At 64.2% G+C, this 19,401-nt stretch carries 16 protein-coding genes, 2 tRNA genes and 1 pseudogene; 10 read left to right on the plus strand and 9 right to left on the minus strand.

Features of this window, described 5'->3' with window-relative positions:
* Window positions 1–280: 280 nt before the first annotated feature.
* The 4 genes and pseudogenes from VIQ49_RS07215 (at window position 281) to VIQ49_RS07230 (ending at window position 1,395) form a co-directional block, all read left to right on the plus strand.
* A tRNA-Asn gene (locus tag VIQ49_RS07215) sits at window positions 281–353 on the plus strand.
* Window positions 354–510: 157 nt separating this feature from the next.
* Window positions 511–584, plus strand: a tRNA-Ile gene (locus VIQ49_RS07220).
* 51 nt (window positions 585–635) lie between these two features.
* Window positions 636–809, plus strand: a pseudogene (locus tag VIQ49_RS07225) (NAD-dependent epimerase/dehydratase family protein); the annotation flags it as partial.
* A gap of 430 nt (window positions 810–1,239) precedes the next feature.
* Window positions 1,240–1,395, plus strand: a complete 156-nt coding sequence (locus VIQ49_RS07230) for a hypothetical protein (RefSeq protein ID WP_331882605.1) — start codon at window positions 1,240–1,242, stop codon at window positions 1,393–1,395.
* A gap of 394 nt (window positions 1,396–1,789) precedes the next feature.
* On the opposite strand, the gene VIQ49_RS07235 is transcribed toward VIQ49_RS07230, so the two are convergent.
* The 4 genes from VIQ49_RS07235 to VIQ49_RS07250 all read right to left on the minus strand — a co-directional run bounded on the left by VIQ49_RS07235 (window position 1,790) and on the right by VIQ49_RS07250 (window position 7,108).
* Complete coding sequence (locus VIQ49_RS07235; RefSeq protein WP_331882538.1) at window positions 1,790–2,119, minus strand: Lsr2 family protein; 330 nt, start codon at window positions 2,117–2,119, stop codon at window positions 1,790–1,792.
* Window positions 2,120–2,341: 222 nt separating this feature from the next.
* The gene (locus VIQ49_RS07240) at window positions 2,342–5,170 is read right to left on the minus strand and encodes a BTAD domain-containing putative transcriptional regulator (protein ID WP_331882541.1); all 2,829 of its coding nucleotides are present in this window, start codon (window positions 5,168–5,170) and stop codon (window positions 2,342–2,344) included.
* Window positions 5,171–5,252: 82 nt separating this feature from the next.
* Window positions 5,253–5,882 (minus strand): GntR family transcriptional regulator, encoded by a 630-nt coding sequence (locus VIQ49_RS07245; protein ID WP_331882545.1) that lies wholly within the window; start codon window positions 5,880–5,882, stop codon window positions 5,253–5,255.
* An 86-nt stretch (window positions 5,883–5,968) separates the two neighbouring features.
* Window positions 5,969–7,108 (minus strand): acyl-CoA dehydrogenase family protein, encoded by a 1,140-nt coding sequence (locus VIQ49_RS07250; protein ID WP_331882547.1) that lies wholly within the window; start codon window positions 7,106–7,108, stop codon window positions 5,969–5,971.
* A gap of 149 nt (window positions 7,109–7,257) precedes the next feature.
* Between VIQ49_RS07250 and VIQ49_RS07255 the strand changes: the two genes are divergently transcribed.
* Window positions 7,258–8,118 carry a hypothetical protein gene (locus tag VIQ49_RS07255; RefSeq protein ID WP_331882549.1) on the plus strand — a complete coding sequence of 287 codons (861 nt, stop codon included), beginning with the start codon at window positions 7,258–7,260 and terminating at the stop codon, window positions 8,116–8,118.
* A gap of 38 nt (window positions 8,119–8,156) precedes the next feature.
* On the opposite strand, the gene VIQ49_RS07260 is transcribed toward VIQ49_RS07255, so the two are convergent.
* Window positions 8,157–9,440: a TetR/AcrR family transcriptional regulator gene (locus VIQ49_RS07260; RefSeq protein WP_331882552.1), complete on the minus strand. Its 1,284-nt coding sequence runs from the start codon at window positions 9,438–9,440 to the stop codon at window positions 8,157–8,159.
* A gap of 165 nt (window positions 9,441–9,605) precedes the next feature.
* Here VIQ49_RS07260 and VIQ49_RS07265 point away from each other — a divergent pair, with 165 nt between their 5' ends.
* The 5 genes from VIQ49_RS07265 (at window position 9,606) to VIQ49_RS07285 (ending at window position 15,110) form a co-directional block, all read left to right on the plus strand.
* Window positions 9,606–10,427 carry an enoyl-CoA hydratase-related protein gene (locus tag VIQ49_RS07265; RefSeq protein ID WP_414731594.1) on the plus strand — a complete coding sequence of 274 codons (822 nt, stop codon included), beginning with the start codon at window positions 9,606–9,608 and terminating at the stop codon, window positions 10,425–10,427.
* Between the two features lie 61 nt (window positions 10,428–10,488).
* Entirely contained in the window at window positions 10,489–12,090 is a 1,602-nt protein-coding gene (gene fadD5 / locus VIQ49_RS07270; protein ID WP_331882554.1) for a fatty-acid--CoA ligase FadD5, read from the plus strand.
* Between the two features lie 240 nt (window positions 12,091–12,330).
* The gene (locus VIQ49_RS07275) at window positions 12,331–13,467 is read left to right on the plus strand and encodes an NDMA-dependent alcohol dehydrogenase (protein ID WP_331882557.1); all 1,137 of its coding nucleotides are present in this window, start codon (window positions 12,331–12,333) and stop codon (window positions 13,465–13,467) included.
* A 110-nt stretch (window positions 13,468–13,577) separates the two neighbouring features.
* Window positions 13,578–14,393, plus strand: a complete 816-nt coding sequence (locus VIQ49_RS07280; RefSeq protein WP_331882560.1) for a serine hydrolase domain-containing protein — start codon at window positions 13,578–13,580, stop codon at window positions 14,391–14,393.
* Between the two features lie 198 nt (window positions 14,394–14,591).
* A complete protein-coding gene (locus VIQ49_RS07285; RefSeq protein ID WP_331882563.1) occupies window positions 14,592–15,110 on the plus strand; it encodes a DUF3145 domain-containing protein in 519 nt (172 codons plus the stop codon).
* Between the two features lie 90 nt (window positions 15,111–15,200).
* On the opposite strand, the gene VIQ49_RS07290 is transcribed toward VIQ49_RS07285, so the two are convergent.
* The 4 genes from VIQ49_RS07290 to VIQ49_RS07305 form a co-directional block, all read right to left on the minus strand.
* Window positions 15,201–16,652, minus strand: coding sequence for an acyl-CoA carboxylase subunit beta (locus VIQ49_RS07290; RefSeq protein WP_331882565.1), 1,452 nt, complete (start codon window positions 16,650–16,652; stop codon window positions 15,201–15,203).
* 79 nt (window positions 16,653–16,731) lie between these two features.
* Window positions 16,732–17,997: a KasA/KasB family beta-ketoacyl-ACP synthase gene (locus VIQ49_RS07295; RefSeq protein ID WP_331882567.1), complete on the minus strand. Its 1,266-nt coding sequence runs from the start codon at window positions 17,995–17,997 to the stop codon at window positions 16,732–16,734.
* A gap of 6 nt (window positions 17,998–18,003) precedes the next feature.
* The gene (gene acpM, locus VIQ49_RS07300; protein WP_020105643.1) at window positions 18,004–18,315 is read right to left on the minus strand and encodes a meromycolate extension acyl carrier protein AcpM; all 312 of its coding nucleotides are present in this window, start codon (window positions 18,313–18,315) and stop codon (window positions 18,004–18,006) included.
* A 134-nt stretch (window positions 18,316–18,449) separates the two neighbouring features.
* Window positions 18,450–19,358 carry an ACP S-malonyltransferase gene (locus VIQ49_RS07305; RefSeq protein WP_331882573.1) on the minus strand — a complete coding sequence of 303 codons (909 nt, stop codon included), beginning with the start codon at window positions 19,356–19,358 and terminating at the stop codon, window positions 18,450–18,452.
* Window positions 19,359–19,401: the final 43 nt, after the last annotated feature.

Below are 19,401 nucleotides of genomic sequence, written 5' to 3' on the forward strand. Positions count from 1 at the left end.
ACGCGCGGTTGATCTGCTCGTAGCGCTTCCGACCGGCCTTGGCCCCGAGGACGTAGCCGATACCGAGTGCAGCGAGAAATCGAACCATAGGTGCTCAGTCCTCCGTGGTGCAGTGCGCAGCGGACGCCTTCGGTGCGTCCGCAGGGGGGTGGGATCTCCATCCTGCCTGATCGTGTCCGAAGTGGGGGAATCCGGTTGCCGAACGGGCCGTCACCAGCACGATTTGGCATGCGACCACCCCTATGCGCTAAAGTCTTTTTCGGCCCCAGGGCCAAGATATTCCCCCATAGCTCAATTGGCAGAGCATTCGACTGTTAATCGAAGGGTTACTGGTTCAAGTCCAGTTGGGGGAGCGCAAAGGTCCAGGACAACCGGATTCTCAACCGGGAGACCTGGACCTTTTTTGTACCCGGATCCGGCCTGGGTGCCGGTGACGGCGGGTCGATTGCGTGCCGGCGTCGGCCACTCGGTAGCATCATCGAGGTTTGTGGCGGACTTTCCGTCACACCTGGGGCGGTAGCTCAGTTGGTTAGAGCCGTGGACTCATAATCCATAGGTCGCGGGTTCGAGCCCCGCCCGCCCCACTCTTCGGCCACCGAAGGACAATCGGCCACCGAGGGACAAGGGGAACCCGGATGAGCAGTGGAACGATTCTGGTGACCGGGGCATGCGGACTGGTGGGATCGGAGGTCGTTGCCGAACTCATCCGCCGTGGACGGCACGTGGTCGCGAGCGACCTCGACTCGCCCGCCAACCGGAAAGCGGCCTCGAAACACCCACAGGCAGAAGCTCGTTGGGCCGATCCGGCCCGTCGTGACGAGGTCGAGAACCTGCTGAAGTCGGTCGCGCCGCAAGCCATCGTGCATCTGCATCGCCGTGTACGGCCCTCGCAACCCACACCGGCAGCCCGACCTGCTCTCCTCGCAGACTCCCCGCAATCCGGTCGACGTGTACGGCGAGCAGAAGGCCGAAGCCGAGAAGATCGTGCAGGCGCGTTTGCCAACGCGTGTGACACGGAGGAGTCGACCGCGATCTACCTCGTGGGTGGCGACGACTCCCATCGACGTCGTCAGGCCGACATCACCAGAGCAACCTTTGCGGCGATCGGTTTGCGCGGGTCTCCGGCAGGACGTCCCGGTGATCCGGACAACGACAGCAGCTGGTTCGCCACCGACTGGATGGATACAGCGGATTCTCAGCGCGTGCTCGACTTCGGAGAACCATTCCTTCGACGACCTGATGGCCGACACCCGGCGCGCAGCCGGCTGGAAGCGTCACCTGGTGGCTCCGGTCTCGCCGTTGGCACGGGTGGTACTGCGCCGCCGATCTCCCTACCGCGGTTCCCCCGGTCAGTACGCCGACCCGTGGGGCGTCGCTGCCAACAAGTGGCGCTGAGAGCGTCAAGGCGGTCGGGCGAGTGAAATGGTCTGGTCGCCAGACTGTTTCAATAGCGTGACTCTGACGGTCATCTATTCTGATTGCGCTGCAATCTATTACGGTAATGGTTTCAGTAGAAGAAAGAAATCGCCGTGAATGTGTTGTCCATTCGCTTGCGATAGCCGAGGGGAATGGCCGAAAAAGGTGACATCTGGCATGCGACGGATGGCCGCAGATCGCGATAGGTGGACGAATCCTGAGAGAAGTCTGTGACTATCGGATCTGGATAAAGGTGCCTGCATAGACGCTTGCCCCAACCCTTCGTGGGCCGGGGCAAGCGGGTTCTGATTTGGATACGCGAGTGATCTGACTTGGGATTTCCCGCGAATAGCCGAGGCTGCGGTGAGGGCCTCTAGTGTGCTTCGTCGTACGCTTCGATGATCGCGGCGGGAATGCGGCCCCGGTCGCTGATCTCGTAGCCCTCTTCTTTGGCCCATTCCCTAATCGCTTGCGTCGGCGCTTTTTCGACCTTGTCCGCTGCGCGTCCGCCCTGGCGGGAGGCGTTGACGCGCCGTGACGCGGTCAGGTACTTGGCGAGTACGCGGCGGAATTGCTCAGCATGTTTGGGGGATGTGTCGAACTCGTATTGTTTGCCGTCGAGTCCCCATCGCACGGTCTCGAATTCTTCGAGGACCTTTCCGTCGAGGTCGTCGATGAACTCCACTACTTGCTTCTTCGCCACTTCGGGACTCTCCACTCATTTTGCGACCGACGATCACGAACACGCCTCTGATGGAAGTCAATCATAACAAGCTGACCTGTGAGGAAGGCAAAAGATAGCAATTGCCACGCACAAGCATCTGCTTGGTGGTACGCGAACTCGGGAGTTGGCGAGCAATCAGGGCAGTCGCGAGATGGCAATCAGGAGATGGCAGTTGCGAGATCACCGGCCGCGAGATTGCGATCACGAGACGATGGTCGAACCCGCCCATTCGTGAACCAGCTCCCGGATCTCGTCGCGGGTCAAGGTGCTGCCCGTCAATGATTCTCGGGCCAGGATCTCCGGATCGATCTCAGACCGCATGGTCGAACCAAAAGCGGCGAGTTCGATTATGTCCATCTTTTCCGGGGAATACCCGGTGAGTTCGGTCAGGTTGTCGACCACTCCGATGAGGCGGCCGGCGTGTTCGTGGAGACCTCGCCTGAACAACGGATACGCCAACGTGAACAGTGCAACCATCCAAGAAGTCAGGTCGTAAGCCCGTTCGCAGTAGCCGACCATCTGGGCAAGTTTGCGTTCGGCGGGTCCATTCCACTTCTCCTGCGCGATATCGCTTTTGGAGTGGATCCAGAGTGCGGACGCGACGATCCAGTCATATCCGCAGGCGTGTCCGGCGGCAACCGCGGCCTCGAGGTACCTGCCCGCCGAATCGTGGTCGCCGTCCCGCAGATCGGCTGTGCCCAACGACATCAACGCTTCGGCGACAGTCCACGGTGAGTCGTATCGGCGCCCGATGGCGAGTGCCTCTTCGGCGTGGACCCGGGCCGGATCGACGAGGCCGGACCCGGCTTCGAAGAAGGCCAGCGTCACCGCTGCGTCACCGCGGGCGACCTGCTCCACGCGATCCTCGGACGTGAGATCGAACTCGGAGTGGACCTCACCGAGGCGGGTCAGTGCAGAGAACAGCGCCGGGAGATCGGCGCCCAGGTAGCTCAGGATCGCGCGACCGGCGAGTGCCCGGGCCCGGGTTGCGATCGGGACGTCCGCCGGTGCGTCGATGGCGGGTTCGAGCATTCGCATGCCCTCGTCGGCGTACCCACGCCGATACCAGAACCAGTAGACGTTGCCGACAATCTCGAGATAAGTCTGCGAGTGTGGATCGACGAGGTCGAGCGCCGCCCGCACGTTGGCCATCTCGGCGTCGAGGCGGCGGGTCCATTGCAGACACCGCGGTCCCCGAAGTCCCAGATAGGCATCGGTGGCCACGGATACGACCCAGCTGATGTGCATCCGGCGTAGCGCTTCCGCCCGCTCCTGATCCTGTTGTACCTGTGCGTAACTGCGAAGGGTTTCGAGCATCAGATACCGCCGGGGATCGCCGCCCATGGCCTTGAGCATCGACTTGTCGATGAGTGCGCTCAGATCCCGCAGGAGTGCGCGGTGCCCGGTGACCGCTGCGGCGGCGTCGAGATCGAACCCACCGTTGAACACCGCGAGGTCGCAGAACAACTGCCGTTCGCGCTCGGTCAGCGACTGGAACGAACCGTCGATGGCCGCCTGCATGGTGGCATGCCGTTTGTTGGTCCGGGGTCCGCCGCGGAGGACGGCGAATCGGTCGTCGAGCATGTCGATGATCTGCCGGACCGAGAGCGTGGCGGATTGTCCTGCCGCAAGCTCGATTGCCAGCGGTATGTGATCGAGTGCGCTGCAGAGTGTTTCGATGTCCTCTCCGGTGGCGTCGGCGGCGGCGGAACCGGCCCGTTCGAGGAACAGGTCGGCCGAGTCGGCCAGCGGCGGCATGTCGAAGACCACTTCTCCGGCGACGCCCAGTGCTTCGCGGCTCGTTGCCAGGATGCGCACGCGTGGACAAGTGCGCAGGATTGCGGTTGCCAATTCCGAGACCTCATCGAGGAGGTGTTCGCAATTGTCCAGGACGAGAAGGAAATCGCGATCGTGCAGAATCGACAGCAGGACCGGGATCCCGCCGTTGAGTGTCAGGCCGAGCGCGGACACCACCGTGTCGAGCACGGCGTCGGCGGTCTGCGTGCCGGCGAGTTCGGCGAGCCAGGGGCCGTCGACGTCTTTACGACCGCGGGCGACTTCGAGGGCGGCCCGGGTCTTGCCCATCCCGCCGGGGCCGGTGAGTGTCACCAGCCGGTGTTCGGCGACGAGGCCGGTGATGTCGTTGATCTGCTCCTCGCGTCCGACGAGCGAGGTCAGTGCCAGCGGGATGTTGCCGGTGGGGCGTTCAGGGTTCTGCGCCGACCGGGTGTCGGTGGCGGCACGCGTGGTCGGCTGACCGGACATCAGGAACGAATCCTGGTTCAAGATGGCGCTTTGCAGGTCGAGCAGGCTCTGGCGGGGATCGGCGCCGAGCTCGTCGGCGATGTGTTCGCGGGCGGTACGCAGGGATGCGAGGGCGTCGCCCTGCTTGCCCGCGCGATATTGGGCCAGCGCCAGCAGTTCCCACGCCCGTTCCCGGAGCGGGTCGGCGGCGACGATGGCTTCGAGCCCCGCGATGGCCGCGGCGGGCTCACCGCACTCCGACCTCGCGGCCAGGTGATCTTCCAGGGCGTCATACCGGAGGCGTTCGAGGCGGACGGTTTCGTTCGCGGCGAACTCCCATTTGGCGGCGTCGGCATAGGCTGGGCCCCACCACAATTCGAGGGCCTCGGCGAGGGTGTGCCGGGCCGCGTCCGCGTCCCCTGCGGCAAGCTGTTCCCGGCCGGCGTCCGCGAGTGTCTCGAATCTGCCGGCATCGACGTGTTGCGGGTCGATGGCGAGGGCATACCCGGTGCCTCGTCTGACGAGGACAGCCGGCGCCGATCGTCCTCGATCGGGTTCGAGTGCCTTGCGCAAGGAGGCCACATAACCCTGGAGGGTCAGTTGGGCCGATCGCGGGGGGCGTTCAGCCCAGAGGTCATCGATCAACGTCGTGTCGGGCACCATCTGGCCCCGGGCCATCACCAACCGTGCAAGCAGAGCACGGGGGAGTGGCCCACCGAGTGCAACCGGTTCGCCGCCGCGAATGACGGTGAGTGCGCCGAGAACCCGCACCGATATGTCTGGCATGCCCTGAGAATAGAGAATCGGCGCACCTGCGGAAGGTCCGGTTGCAGAACCGGATCAGCAGCAGATGTGGTCGAGCATGTGCTCAGCTCCCGGTGGACGCCCCGGTGCCGGGGTCTTGCGCCCACAGTCCAACTGATTCGAGGTGGCGGGTGAGGCGCTCGGCTCCATCGGTGAACTGGCGCCGGGTCTGGGTCACGACCCCTTCGCGGTCGCCGTTGCGGTAGGCCTCGATCAATTTCGTGTGACTCTCGCAGGCGACCTCGCCCCACTGCGGATCCCCGGCGTAGAGATCTTGGGGTGTATAGCGAGTGGCGTTGAGCAGGAACCAGGCCAGCTTGCCGCCGTCGGCGATGCGGTTGTGGACGCGATGGAACTCGAACTCGGCAGCGGCGACGTCGGCGGGACGCCCGGAATCGACGGCGGCCCTGAGTTGATCGTTCAGTCCGGACAGCTCGTCGAGTTGCTCCGGGGTGACGGTTTTCGAGATCCGGACGGCGAGTTCAACGGCGAGCACGCCCTGGAGCCAGAAGATGTCCTCGACGTCCTGCCGAGTCAGGTCGGCGACCACATATCCACGATGCGGCGCGAGGTTGACCATCCCTTCCCCGCGGAGGGTCAGTAGCGCCTCGCGCACCGGCGTGACGCTCACCTGCAGTTCAGCGGCAGTCTCGTCCATCCTGATGAACTCGCCGGGACGGATGGCGCCGGTCATGATGAGGTGACGAAGGTGGCCGGCGACCTCCTCTGAGAGTTGAGGTCGCCGGCGTAGCACCGCTCGTGGAGTGGACGTCAAGGCACTTACAGACCGTAGGTCTTGCCGATGATGTCGCGCTGGATCTCGTTGGTTCCGCCATACACGGTAGATATGATCGCACCTCGCATTAGGCGCTCTGCGTCGAACTCCGTTGCGTAGCCGTAGCCGCCCATCATCTGCATACCGTCGATGGTCATCGCCTTCGAGACCTCGGTGGCCTTGAGTTTCGCCATCGATGCCTCGCGCGGCAGCATCCTCTTGGGGTTCGCATCCGACTGCGCGGCGACGCTGTAGACGAGAAGCTTGGTGCACTCGATCTCCGTGGCGTGATCGGCCAGACGATGACGCAGCGCTTGGAAGGTACCGACCGGACGGCCGAATTGCTTGCGTTCACTGACGAACTCGAGGGTGTTGGCAAAGGCGCGTTCGGCGACACCGAGTTGCATCGCGGCCAGGATGAGGCGCTCGGTGTTGAGGCCGCTCATGAGCTGGTTCCAGCCGTTGCCGACCTCACCGACCACCGCGCTGTCGGGCACCCGGACATTCGTGAAGTAGAGGTCGTTGACCTCGCGGCCGCCGAGGGTGTCGATCCCGCTGATCTCCAGACCTTCGGTGCCGGCTGGGATGTGGAACTGGGTCAGGCCTTCGTGCTTCTTGCCGGAGCGGTCCGTACGGGCGATGAGCAGGATGCTCTTCGCGAAGTGTGCATTGGAGCACCAGGTCTTCTGGCCGTTGATGACCCAGCCGCCGTCGACCTTCTCGGCGCGGCACGTGAGTGCGGCGACGTCGGAACCCGCTTCGGGCTCGGACATCGAGATCGAGAGTGACTCGCCCGCAACAACGTCGGCAAGAACTTCTTTTTTCATCTGCTCGTTGGCGAACTTCTGGTAGGCCGCGGCGGTGATCAGGGTGGGGCCGATGCCTCCGATCGGAGCGTTCCCGCGCATCGCTTCTTCGAGCAGGATGCACATCTCGATGTTCCCGGCGCCGGCACCGCCGTACTCCTCCGGCACCAGGATTCCGGCCCAGCCGAGGTCGGCCATCTTCTTGTACAGCTCCACCGAGTGGAGTTCGGTACCGCCTGCGGTGAGCGCATCGCGCTGTTCGCGCGTGCCGGCCTCGCGGGCGCAGAAGTCGGCAACCGACTTGGCGAAGTCGGCCTGTTCGGGAGTGAAAGTGGTCATGCGGATGCTCCTGGATCGTCGGTCGGACTCGAGCCGAAAGTATCACATCACATATATTTGATGGAATACCTGCAGCTCGGAGATCTGTGAGCTGCAGGTGGTGCCGAAGACGGTGTGGTGGCGGTTGCCGAAGGGCTTACATTGTCGGCATGAGTCCGAAAGCGAAGGTTGGTCGAAACGGGGAGTCCGGCGACACGCCGGAGACGATCAAGCCTGCGACCGTTCCAGCGACGACTGCTCCGGCGGTGACCGAACCGGCGGTGACCGAACCGGCAGCGACCGAACCGGCAGCGACCGAGAATGCCCCAGATGTCCGTTCGGATCCGTCACCGTTCGATTCGCAGGAGTTCCTCGAGGCGAATCGCCGCAATCGCGACAAGATGCGTGCCGCTGCCGAGGCCAAGCGCGCCAAAGAGGCGGCGCGCGAAGCGCGTCGGGCCGGTCGCGGACGCGGCACGGGCGCGACCTCCGATGCCCAGGACACCGATCGAGCGGTCCCACGAGGGGGCCGGTGGGCCGTCCCGGTGCTCTCTGTTCTGTTGATCGCAGCGCTGGTCGCAGCCGGTGTATTCGCCTATCTGTACCGCGAGGCCGACAGCCAGTCCTCAGATGCTGACCAGATCAACGAACTCCGTCCCAGTGCCGTGGACGCCGCGGGACGGTATGCCGCCGACCTGCTGACCTACGATTCTGCGAACTTCGCGGAGCTGGATTCGCGGATCACCGACATCTCCACGCCGACGTTCGCCAAAGACTTCATCGAGGGGTCCCGTCAGGCGCGAGAAGGTAGCGCCAACGCGCAGGCGGTTGCGTCTGCGAAAGTCAAAGAGGCCGCCCTCCAATCGATTTCATCGACCAACGCGGTGGTGCTGGTGGCGATGGATCAGACGGTCAAGTCTCCGCAGACGGATGCCGAACTGCCCGAGGGGATCCCGTACCAGTCCATGGTCAAAGTGACACTCGAACGGGTGGACGGGAAGTGGCTGATCTCGGACTTCAAGGTCGTGTGATGAGCGGTTCGGGCGTCAGGTCAGGTGCTCGGTCCGGGTCAGGTGTTCGGTGTTGAGTTGGGAAGCAGAATCGCGGTCATGACCGCCTCGATACGTTCCCTGGTGGCCGGGCGGGTGTCGTAGCGCACCCAGTTACCCAGGTCGAGCACGGTGTTGAAGGCGGCGTGCACCAGGTAACGGGCTTCGACAGGGTTCAACCCAGGGCGGACCTGGCCGACGAGCTGTGCCCATTCCTCGACGTTGCGACGCTGCTGATCGCGGAGTTCGATCCGCTGTGGTTCGGGAACGCTGCCGATCTCTGACAGGTACAGGTTGAGGAGGTCGCTGTTCGCGAACGAGAGGTCGACGTACTTTGTGACCAGCTTCTCGACGGCTTCGTCCGGGGTTGCGGACTCGGCGAGGGCATCGCTGATCCTCGCGGTGATGCGTTCGCTGGCGCGAGAAAACGCGGTCGACAGCATGGCGACCTTTGTGTCGAAGTGGCGGTAGACGCCCGACTGGTTCATGCCGACCGCGGCGCCGATCTCTTCCATCGTCACGTCATGGAATCCGCGGGCGCTCATCAGCCGGATCGCCTCGGTGAGCAGGGCCTCTCGCTTCGACGCCATCGGAAGTCCGACTGCTGCGGCCGGGCGTACGGGCGCCGCCACCGGATCGTTGGGTGGCAGGTCTGTGCGTGCCACGTTCAGCGACGCGTCGAGAATGACGGCCTCGATCCGCTTGCGCGGCAACGAGGCCCGATGTGTCGTGATCGATCCGATGACGCTGAGCACGGCGCCGCTGAGGTATTGCGCGTCGGTGGCCAGGCGACCCGGCTGCGGGACGCCCCCTTTCGACAGTTCCGGGCGGATCTGATCGAGGATTGCGGCGAACCGGGCGTGCATCCGGCCCACCAGCTCGCCGAGGTGGCGGCGGTCTTCTGGATTCAGGTATCGCGCCTCCCAACGGTAAAGGGCGCCGCGTGACCGGTTCTCGATCGTGGTGCGGGTGAGCTCGCTGATGAGCAGTTTCAATTCACGTTCGGGGTCGCCAGGGAGGGCCGGCACCTGTGCGATCGCGCGATCGAGGTCGGTGCCGAGCGTGCGGACCGTCTCGGAGAAGAGTGCGTACTTGTTGGGGAAGTGCCGGTACAGAGCGGGACCGCTGATTCCGACCTGGCCGGCGATCTGATCGACACCGGTCGCGAAATAGCCTTGTTCGCTGAACGACTCGGCGGCGACACGAATGATCTGTTCGCGGCGGTCCTTCGGTCGCAGGCGAGTTCTCGGTGCGACGGCAGCAGGTGTGGGGGCGTCGTTGACGCGTCCGTTGGCGGAAGCCATTTATCCATGTTAGCGACAGGTGCCGGTCATCTGCAGTGCAGGGGGCGTGTCCCGTGGACCAGCGAGGACAACCGCTCGCGAACACTTGACGCGTCCGGCAGGGATCTGACAAGTTAATGTGCATTCACGTGATCTACATCGCATTTGCGAGAATCTGAGGTGAGGGTGGCAAGCATTCCAGGGGACAGGGGCCTTGCTGCATCCGTCGACGACCGGGGCGTTGCGCGCGTTCTGGTGGATCGGCCTGCCCGCAAGAACTCGATGGACTCGGCGACGAGTGCGGCGCTGATCGAGTTGCTCGGCGGGTGGGCAGTAGATCCGGCGGTGCGGGTGGTGGTCATCGGGGCTCCCGGCCGGGACTTCTGTACCGGTGCGGATCTCATCGAGATGGCCACCGCGAAAGCGTCGGCGTCCGAAGAGGAAGCGCGCGGGCGGGCCGAGCGGACCATCAACACCGGCTCCGACATCGTCCGCTCGATCCGGGCGCTGCAGGTTCCGGTTGTCGCGGTGGTCGACGGCGCGGCAGTGGGTATCGGCGCATCGATCGCTTTCGCGGCCGACCTCATCTATGCCTCGGAAACTGCGTATTTCCTGCTCGCATTCGTGAACATCGGATTGATGCCCGACGGCGCCGCCACCTCGACGGTGGCCGCAGCAGTCGGCCGCGCCCGTGCGAACGAGTTGGCGTTGCTCGGTGAACGTCTGCCGGCGACGCAGGCGTACACCGACGGGCTGGTAACCGCGGTTCTGCCGTCAGAGGCGTTGGCGGACAAGGCAGATCAGGTGGTGGACAAACTGCTGGCGGCCTCACCGAGGGCGCTGGCGCTCACCAAGAAGGCGATCGACGCCCAGACGATGGCCGGTTTCGAGTTGGCGTTGAAGCTGGAGACCGAGGGCCAGACCGAACTGCTCCAATCACCCGAATTCGTGGCATTGATAGCCGCATTCGCGGGCAAGAGAAAAAACCAGACAGTTGCATCCCAGTAGCACTCGGAACATCATCGCCGGAAGTCGATCCCGGCGTTGGTCACAGAAAAGGAAGCGGAAGATGACCAGCACCACATTGCCTCAATCCGACCACCTCGTCTCCGAACCGTTCCGGTCTCGGCGCAACAACTGGAACACCCACATCCGCCGTCATGCGGAGATGAAACCCGAAGAAGTCGCCCTGCGCTTCAATGGCCAGGACACCTCCTGGAAGCAACTCGACGAGCGTTCCACCGCGTTCGCCGCAGCCCTGTACCGCCGCGGCGTTCGTTTCGGTGATCGCGTCCTGGTGCTGATGCTCAATCGCAGTGAGTACGTCGAGATCACGCTCGGCGCCAACCTGATCGGTGCCATCGCGGTGCCGGTCAACATCCGGATGACACCCCCCGAGATCGGCTTCCTGGTCGCCGATTCGGGTGCCACGGTGATCGTCACCGAGTCACTGCTGGCGCCACTGGCGGACGCGGTCCGGACGAGCACGCCGGGTGTCGACAACCTGATCATCGTCGGACCTTCGGATGTGGCGGACGCGCTCGACTACGAAACCCTCCTTGCCGAGGACCCCTCCGATCTGCCGGCGATAGACGTCCCCGAGAACTCCATCGCCCTGATCATGTACACCTCGGGTACCACCGGTAACCCCAAGGGCGCCATGCTCTCTCACGCGAACATGCAGGCTCAGGCACTGACCTGTATCACCGCATTGCAGACGAAGGTCGACGACATCGGTTCCTGCGTGGCCCCGATGTTCCACATCGCGGCGCTCGGTTCGATGGCACCGCTGTTCTACATGGGCGTGCGGACCGTCATCCACCCGCTCGGTGCCTTCGATCCCGAATCGCTCCTCGATGTTCTCGAGGCCGAGAGGATCACGTCGATCTTCCTGGTACCGGCGCAGTGGCAGGTCGTGTGTGCCGCGCAGCAGGCGAAGCCTCGGGACCTGAGTCTCCGGGTCATCTCGTGGGGTGCGGCGCCGGCGTCGGACACCGTATTGCACGCGATGTCCGATACGTTCCCGGATGCGATCAACGTGGCCGTCTTCGGCCAGACGGAGATGAGCCCGATCACCTGCGTGCTCGAGGGCAAGGACGCGCTTCGCAAACTCGGCTCGGTGGGTCAGGTGATCCCGGCAGTGCAAGCGCGCGTTGTCGATCCGGAGATGAACGATGTTCCCCTGGGTTCGGTCGGGGAGATCGTCTACCGCGGACCGACGATGATGGAGGGCTACTGGCAGAACCCGCAGGGGACGGCGGATGCGTTTGCGGGTGGCTGGTTCCACTCCGGAGATCTGGTGCGAATGGACGAAGAGGGGTTCGTCTATGTCGTCGATCGTAAGAAAGACATGATCATCTCCGGAGGCGAGAACATCTACTGCGCCGAGGTCGAGAATGCGCTCTTCGCGCACCCGAAGATCCTCGAGGCTGCCGTGGTCGGGCGGGCCGATGATCGCTGGGGCGAAGTGCCGGTGGCGATCGTCGTGCTCAAGCCGGAGGAGCAGCTCACGTTCGAAGAACTCATCGGGTTCCTGAACGAGCACCTCGCGCGGTTCAAGCAGCCGAAGGAGATGATCGTCATCGACGAGCTGCCGCGCAACGCCTCCGGCAAGGTGGTCAAGCCATCGCTTCGGAAGGAGTACGGCGGCAAGGACGCCGGGCTGCACTAGTCCGCAGGGCGACGACAAGCGCGTTTCAGCCGTGCTCGGCCGCGTCAAAGCGGCTGGTCACGGCTCTTTTTCGTCTGCTGCGGAGTACTTGCGAAAACTGGTACTGGCTTCAAAACTGAAACACGTTACAATTTTCTCAACACGGTGACTGCGGTCACTGTCGGGAAGAGATGTTGCGCTCCGGGGTCATAGCCGGGCGGCTCTTGGTAGGCACGCTCGTGCCGCGAATTGGGAGGTTCGATGAAGACAAAAGGCGCGTTGCTCAGAAACTTCAACGAGAAGTGGGCGATCGAGGAGATCGAGATCGGTGACCCGCGACCGAGCGAGGTCAAGATCCGCATGGAAGCCGCGGGTATGTGCCACTCCGATCACCATCTGGTGACCGGCGGTATCCCGATGGGTGGCTTCCCTGTGCTCGGTGGGCACGAGGGCGCCGGGGTCGTCGAACAGGTCGGTGAAGGGGTCACCGATTTCGAGGTCGGTGACCATGTGGTGCTGTCCTTCATCCCATCGTGCGGCAAGTGTCCGTCGTGCCGATCGGGCCTGAGCAACCTGTGCGACTTCGGTGCCATGCTCTTGCAGGGTGAAGCCGTGTCGGACCACACCTTCCGGATCCACACCGCGGCCGGTGAGAACGTCTACCCGATGACGCTGCTCGGTACGTTCTCTCCGTACATGGTCGTCCACGAGACCTCCGTGGTGAAGATCGATCCGTCGATCCCGTTCGAGGTCGCCTGCCTGGTCGGTTGCGGTGTGCCGACGGGCTACGGTTCGGCCACCCATAGTGCCAAGGTCAGCCCCGGTGAAGACGTGGCGATCGTCGGCTGCGGTGGCGTGGGTATCGCGGCGCTGCAGGGTGCGGTGATCTCCGGTGCCCGCAACGTGTTCGCCATCGACCCCGTCGAGTGGAAGCGCGAGCAGGCTCTGAAGTTCGGTGCGACCCATGCGTTTGCCAGCGTCGAAGAGGCCGCGATGACCATCGCAGAGGTCACCGCAGGCGGGATGGCGAAGAAGGTCATCGTCACCGTCGGAGAGGTGCACGGCAAGGACGTCGACCTCTGGATGGGCATCACGGCCAAGGCCGGCACCTGCGTGCTGACCGGTATGGGCAACATGATGGAGAACGAGGTCACGCTCAACCTCGCGATGCTCACGCTGCTCCAGAAGAATCTGCAGGGAACGATCTTCGGTGGCGCCAGCCCCAAGATCGATATCCCGCAACTGCTCTCGATGTACAAGATGGGCAAGCTCAATCTCGATGACATGGTCACGCGGCAGTACCGCCTCGACCAGATCAACGAGGGCTACCAGGACATGCTGGACGGCAAGAACATTCGCGGCGTGATTCGCTTCACCGACGAAGACCGCGCCGTCTGATCGCTGGTTTCGTCCGGGCGCAGGGCCGGTGAGTGCACGCACTCACCGGCCCTGTGTCATGTGCTGTGCGGTCCCGTGTCAGTTGCCGCGCGGGCCCTGCGCGTGATGGCATGGGCGTCATGCTCAAGCAACTCGACAACTGGCCCGTGGACCTGGTTTCGGCGGCAGTGGTGTCCGGAGGCAAGGTGATCGAAACGCTCGGCGACACCGAGCATGTGTACGTCCTCGCGTCGGTGACCAAGTTGCTCGCGGCCCATGCCGTGCTGGTGGCGATCGAGGAGGGCGCCATCGAACTCGATCAACCGGCCGGTCCACCCGGATCGACGGTGCGGCACCTGCTGGCACACGCCTCGGGCCTGGATTTCGGCAGTCGCGAGGTGGTTGCCGCAGCGGGGGAGCAGCGTATCTATTCGAGTGCCGGCTTCGAGGTGCTGGCCGAGCTGATCGAAGCCGAAGCCGACATCAGGTTCGACGAGTACCTCGCACAGGCGGTGTGCGAGCCGCTCGGGATGACCTCGACCACGCTGCAGGGTTCGGCCGGACACGGGGCACAGTCGTCGGTTGCCGACCTCGCCGCGTTCGCCGGTGAACTCCTCGCGCCGAAGCTCGTCTCCGCCGAGCTGTTCGCCGAGGCGACGTCGGTGCAGTTCCCCGGCCTGGACGGCTTTGTGCCCGGCTATGGCAAACACCGGCCCTGTGACTGGGGGCTCGGGTACGAGATCCGGTCCCACAAGAGCCCGCACTGGACCGGGAGCCACAACAGCCCGGGAACCTTCGGACATTTCGGTCAGACCGGGACATTCCTGTGGGTGGACCCCACGTTGACCGCGGCGTGCGTGGTGCTCACCGACCGGCCCTTTGGTGCCTGGGCCAAACCGCTCTGGAGTGAGTACAACGATTCCGTCGTGGCCGCGCTTTCTCGGTGACGCGCTTTCTCGGTGCCGTGATTTCACACTGACGCGCTTTCGCACCGACACCCCGACCGGATGCGGGCGAGGGATGTTGAACACGTGCCACTAGCGCAACACAGGTCACTTGAGGCACAATAGACAACAAGTGTGGTATCACCTTGGTTTCGCCAGGCCGTTGGGGAAGACGTTCCTCGTCGAAACCGGAGGTGGAAAGTGCGCAACCTGAATCAGTTTGCGGACGTTACGACAGGTGTGGTTTTTGTACATTCCGCACCTGTCGCGTTGTGCCCGCATGTCGAGTGGGCACTGTCATCGACGCTTGATGCCCGCGCGAATCTGAAGTGGTCGGCGCAGGAAGCAGGTCCAGGCCTGCAACGCGCCACCGTCGACTGGGTCGGACCCGTCGGGACCGGCGCCCGGCTGGCCACCGCCTTACGCGAATGGTCCGCCCTGCGGTTCGAGATCACCGAGCACGCCAGCGAGGGCGTGGATGGTGAACGCTTCTGCTTTGTCCCCGGACTCGGACTGTGGCGTGGTTCGATGAGCGCCAATGGCGACGTCATCATCGGTGAAGTGCAGTTGCGTTCCCTGATGGAATCGCACGCCGACGGCATGGAACTGGCGGGTGCACTCGATGCAGCCCTCGGCACGGCCTGGGACGAGGCACTCGAGTCGTTCCGTATGGGCGGTGCCGGCGCCGAGGTCACCTGGCTGCACCAGCGTGTGGGCTGAGCGCGCCCACACCCGAACACACAAGAGCGGGCCCGGACTTCACGAAGTCCGGGCCCGCTCTTGTTGTCTTGTCAGAACATTCGTGTCAGGTCACAACGGAATGTTCTTGTGGCGACCGCGGCGCGCCGGTGCCGAGGCCAGTGCCTGGGCGATGATGCTGCGGGTCTTGGCCGGGTCGATGATCTCGTCGACCACACCGATGGACTGAGCGCGGCCCACACCACCGGCGATGGCTTCGTGCTCGACGGCGAGACGCTCGTGCAAGGCTTCACGCTCGTCGTCGGGTGCGGCGGCCAGCGCCTTCTTGTGCAGGATGCCAACAGCTGCCTTGGCGCCCATCACGGCCACCTCGGAGCCGGGCCACGCGAAGACCGCGGTGGCACCGAGTGCCCGCGAGTTCATCGCGATGTAGGCACCGCCGTAGATCTTGCGGGTCACCAGCGTGACGCGGGGGACCGAGCATTCGGCGAACGCGTGCAGCAACTTGGCGCCGCGGCGCACGACGCCGTCCCATTCCTGGCCGACACCGGGCAGGTACCCCGGAACGTCGGTCATCACGATCAGCGGGACGCCGAACGCGTCGCAGAGACGGACGAAGCGAGCGGCTTTCTCAGCACTCTCGGAGTTGAGGCAGCCACCCATGCGCAGCGGGTTGTTGGCGATCACGCCGACACTGCGTCCGGAGAGCCGACCGAAACCGATCGTGATGTTCGGTGCCCACTTTGCCTGCAGCTCTTCGAAACTCGAGATCTCGGTTTCGCCGTCCGCAGCCACGTCCCTGTCGAGTAGAGCCCGAACGATCGGGTGGACGTCGTATGCACGACGGTTGGATTCTGGCATCAGGGCCCGCAGGTCGGTATCGCCGGCCTCGGCCTTCTGCCGGCTGAAGTGGCCCTGCTGACCGAAGGTTCCGATCAGGCGGCGGCCACGCCAGTAGGCGTCTGCCTCGGAATCGGCCGTGATGTGCGAGACACCCGACTTCTTTCCGTGGGTCAGCGGTCCGCCGAGGGACTCCATGTCGACGACCTCGCCGGTGACGCTCTTGACGACGTCCGGTCCGGTGACGAACACGCGGCCGGCCGGCGCCATGATGACGACGTCGGTCAGGGCGGGTCCGTATGCCGCACCGCCGGCGGCGAAGCCGACAACGATCGAGATCTGGGGGATGTATCCGGAAGCCCGGACCATCGCCTCGAAAACCTCGCCGACGGCATGGAGGGCTTCGACGCCCTCTGCCAGCCGGGCACCGCCGGAATGCCAGATCCCGACAACAGGGGCCTGCTCGGCGATGGCGGTGTCGATGGAGTTGACGATGTGCTTGCAACCCACCACCCCCATGGCTCCGCCCATCACTGTGCCGTCGGTGCAGTAGGCGACGGTGCGAACACCGTTCACCCGTCCGACAGCAGCCTGCACACCCGACTTGTCGCGGGGGTGGAGCAACGACATGGATGCTTCGTCGAAGAAATTGGTCAACCGCAGCAAGGGATCCCGAGGATCGATGGATTCCTCTTGCTGTGTGATAGGGGCCATGGTGGTCATGAATCTCCTTAGAGGTCGATCGTCAAGCGCCCGGTCGGAACTGGTTCTCGTAAGAGAACTGGCTCACAGGGGCAGCGGGTCAGTAGCGCCCAAAGGCGAGCGCAACGTTGTGCCCACCGAATCCGAATGAGTTGTTGATGGCGTAGTCGATCTGTCCATAACGAGGTTCTCCGTGAACCACGTCGAGTTCACACTCGGGATCCTGATTGTCGAGATTCAATGTCGGAGGGATGACTCCCTCTTCGATGGCCTTGATCGTCAGTACCGACTCCAGAGCACCGACCGCTCCGATCGAATGCCCGAGAGCAGACTTCGGTGCGTAGACCGCGGCGTGGCCGCCCACAGCTGCGTTGATCGCGATGGACTCGGCCGTGTCGCCGACGGACGTGGACGTGGCGTGCGCGTTCACATGCGTGATGTCGGACTTGGCGAGACCTGCGGTCTGCAGTGCACGGGTCATGGCGCGCGCGGCGCCGGTGCCCTCCGGGTCAGGTGCAACCAGGTGATAACCATCGGACGTGATCCCGCCGCCGAGGAGACGCGCATGAATGTGCGCACCCCGGGCGATGGCGTGATCTTCGCGTTCGATGACCAGCAGTGCGGCGGCCTCGCCGAAGACAAACCCGTCGCGGTCCTTGTCGAACGGACGAGATGCGGCCGCGGGATCCTCGTTGCGGGTACTCATCGCACGCATCATCGCGAAGCTGGCGATGGGGACCGAATCGATATGGCCCTCAACGCCACCTGTGACAACCATGTCGGCGTCACCCATGACGATCTGACGCCACGCGTGCGCGATCGCCTCCGAACCCGAGGAACAGGCCGAGACCGGTGTGATCACACCGGCCTTGGCGCCGATCTCGAGTCCTACCACCGCTGCCGGACCGTTGGGCATCGCCATCGGTACGGCAAGTGGGGAAACCTTGCGGTAGTTACCGGTGTTGTGCATCGAGTTGTAGGCCTCGATGAGAGCATCACCGCCACCTTGACCGGTACCGATGACAACGCCGAGGCGCTCTTTCTCGATATCGGGTTCGCCGGCAAGTGACCACAGCCGCTTGCCCATGACGTAGGCGATCCGCTCGACGTAGGCCATCCGACGGGCCTGGACCCGGGTGACCTCCGTCGACGGATCTTTGACAAGACGCCCACCGAAGCGGACCGGGAGGTCGTACTCCTCGACCCAGTCATCGGTGAGAGTCTTGATGCCACTCTCTCCGGCGAGAAGACCCTTCCACGTGGAATCGAGGTCTTCGCCGATCGAAGTGGTCGCAACCATCGAGGTCACCACCACATTCGGGAAGTTTCCGCCGAGGGTCGAGTATTCGCGAAGAGAGTTAGTCACAGTTGTTCACTCACCGGTGTTCTTGTCGGCGTCGAGCTTTGCACGGATGGCGTCGGCGGCGTCGGCGTTCTCGGCCTCGAGCTTCTGGATGTAGTTGACGGCGTCACCGACGGTGCGCAGGCCGGCGAGATCCTCATCGGGGATCTTCACGCCGTACTTGTCTTCGGTCTGCACTGCGATTTCCACCATCGACAGGGAATCGATATCGAGATCGTCGACGAACGACTTCTCTACAGTCACCTCAGAGGGTTCAATGCCGGTGACCTCCTCGATGATCTCAGCGAGTCCGGCAATGATTTCTTCCTGGGCGGCGGCCACTGTGTGGCTCCCTTCATGTTCGTGTTTTCGTGTGTTTCCGGAAGAACAGTGCTCACGCACTGCAATGGACGGATGCCAGAGCAACAGTGCTCTGGACATCTCCCGGGGACGACGGCACAGGCGTGCCGCCGTCGCTATCCAAGTTCGGTGAGGCCCGCGAGGTCGTCAGGAGTCTTGAGCGCGCGGGTCGGTGTTCCCTTCAATTCGCGTTTCGCGATTCCGGCGAGAGTGCCGGCCGGCGGGAGCTCGATCAGTCCGGTCGTCGCCTGCTCGCGCATCGTCTGCGAGCACAGATCCCACCGTACGGGCCGGGTGACCTGGGAGACGATCTTGTCGAGGGCGTCACGGCCGGAGGTGACCGGCTGTCCGTCGGAGTTGGAGAGCAACGGCCCGGTCGGCTGTTGCGGAGTGATGTCGGCCGCCGCACGTGCCACGGCATCCTGTGCCGGGGCCATGTACCGGGTGTGGAACGCGCCGGCGACGGCGAGCTTGCGGATACGGGCCTTCTCCGGCGGGGTGGCGATGAGTTCGTCGATGGCGGCGACAGCACCGGCGGCCACGATCTGCCCGGCCGCGTTGCGGTTGGCCGGGACCAGGTCGAGTTCCGCGAGGCGGGCGAGTACCGCGGCTTCGTCCCCCCCGAGCACAGCGGCCATCGTGGTGGGCTCGAGCGCGCAGGCCTTCGCCATCTCGGTGCCGCGGATGGCGGCGAGCGACACGGCCTCGTCGGCGGTCAGCACGCCGGCGATGGCGGCGGCAGCCAGTTCACCGACGGAATGGCCGGCGATGATGGTGTCTGAGGGCAACGGTGAGCGCTTGTTGATCTCGTCGTAGGCAAGGAGCGCCGCGACGACCACCAGGGGCTGAGTGACCGCTGTATCGGTGATCTCGTCCGCGGTGGCAGTGGTGCCGAGACGCTCGATGTCGAGGTTGATCAGCTTCGACCACGTTGCGACCTGGTCGCGTACGCCGGGAAGCTCAAGCCACGGCGTGAGCATTCCGACGGTCTGGGAGCCCTGTCCGGGCGCAAGCAAGGTGAGCACCAAACAAGAGAACACCCATATCGCGTTCCGTGAGGGTGTCGGA

The sequence above is a fragment of the Williamsia sp. genome, assembly GCF_036566845.1.
Lineage (GTDB): Bacteria > Actinomycetota > Actinomycetes > Mycobacteriales > Mycobacteriaceae > Williamsia.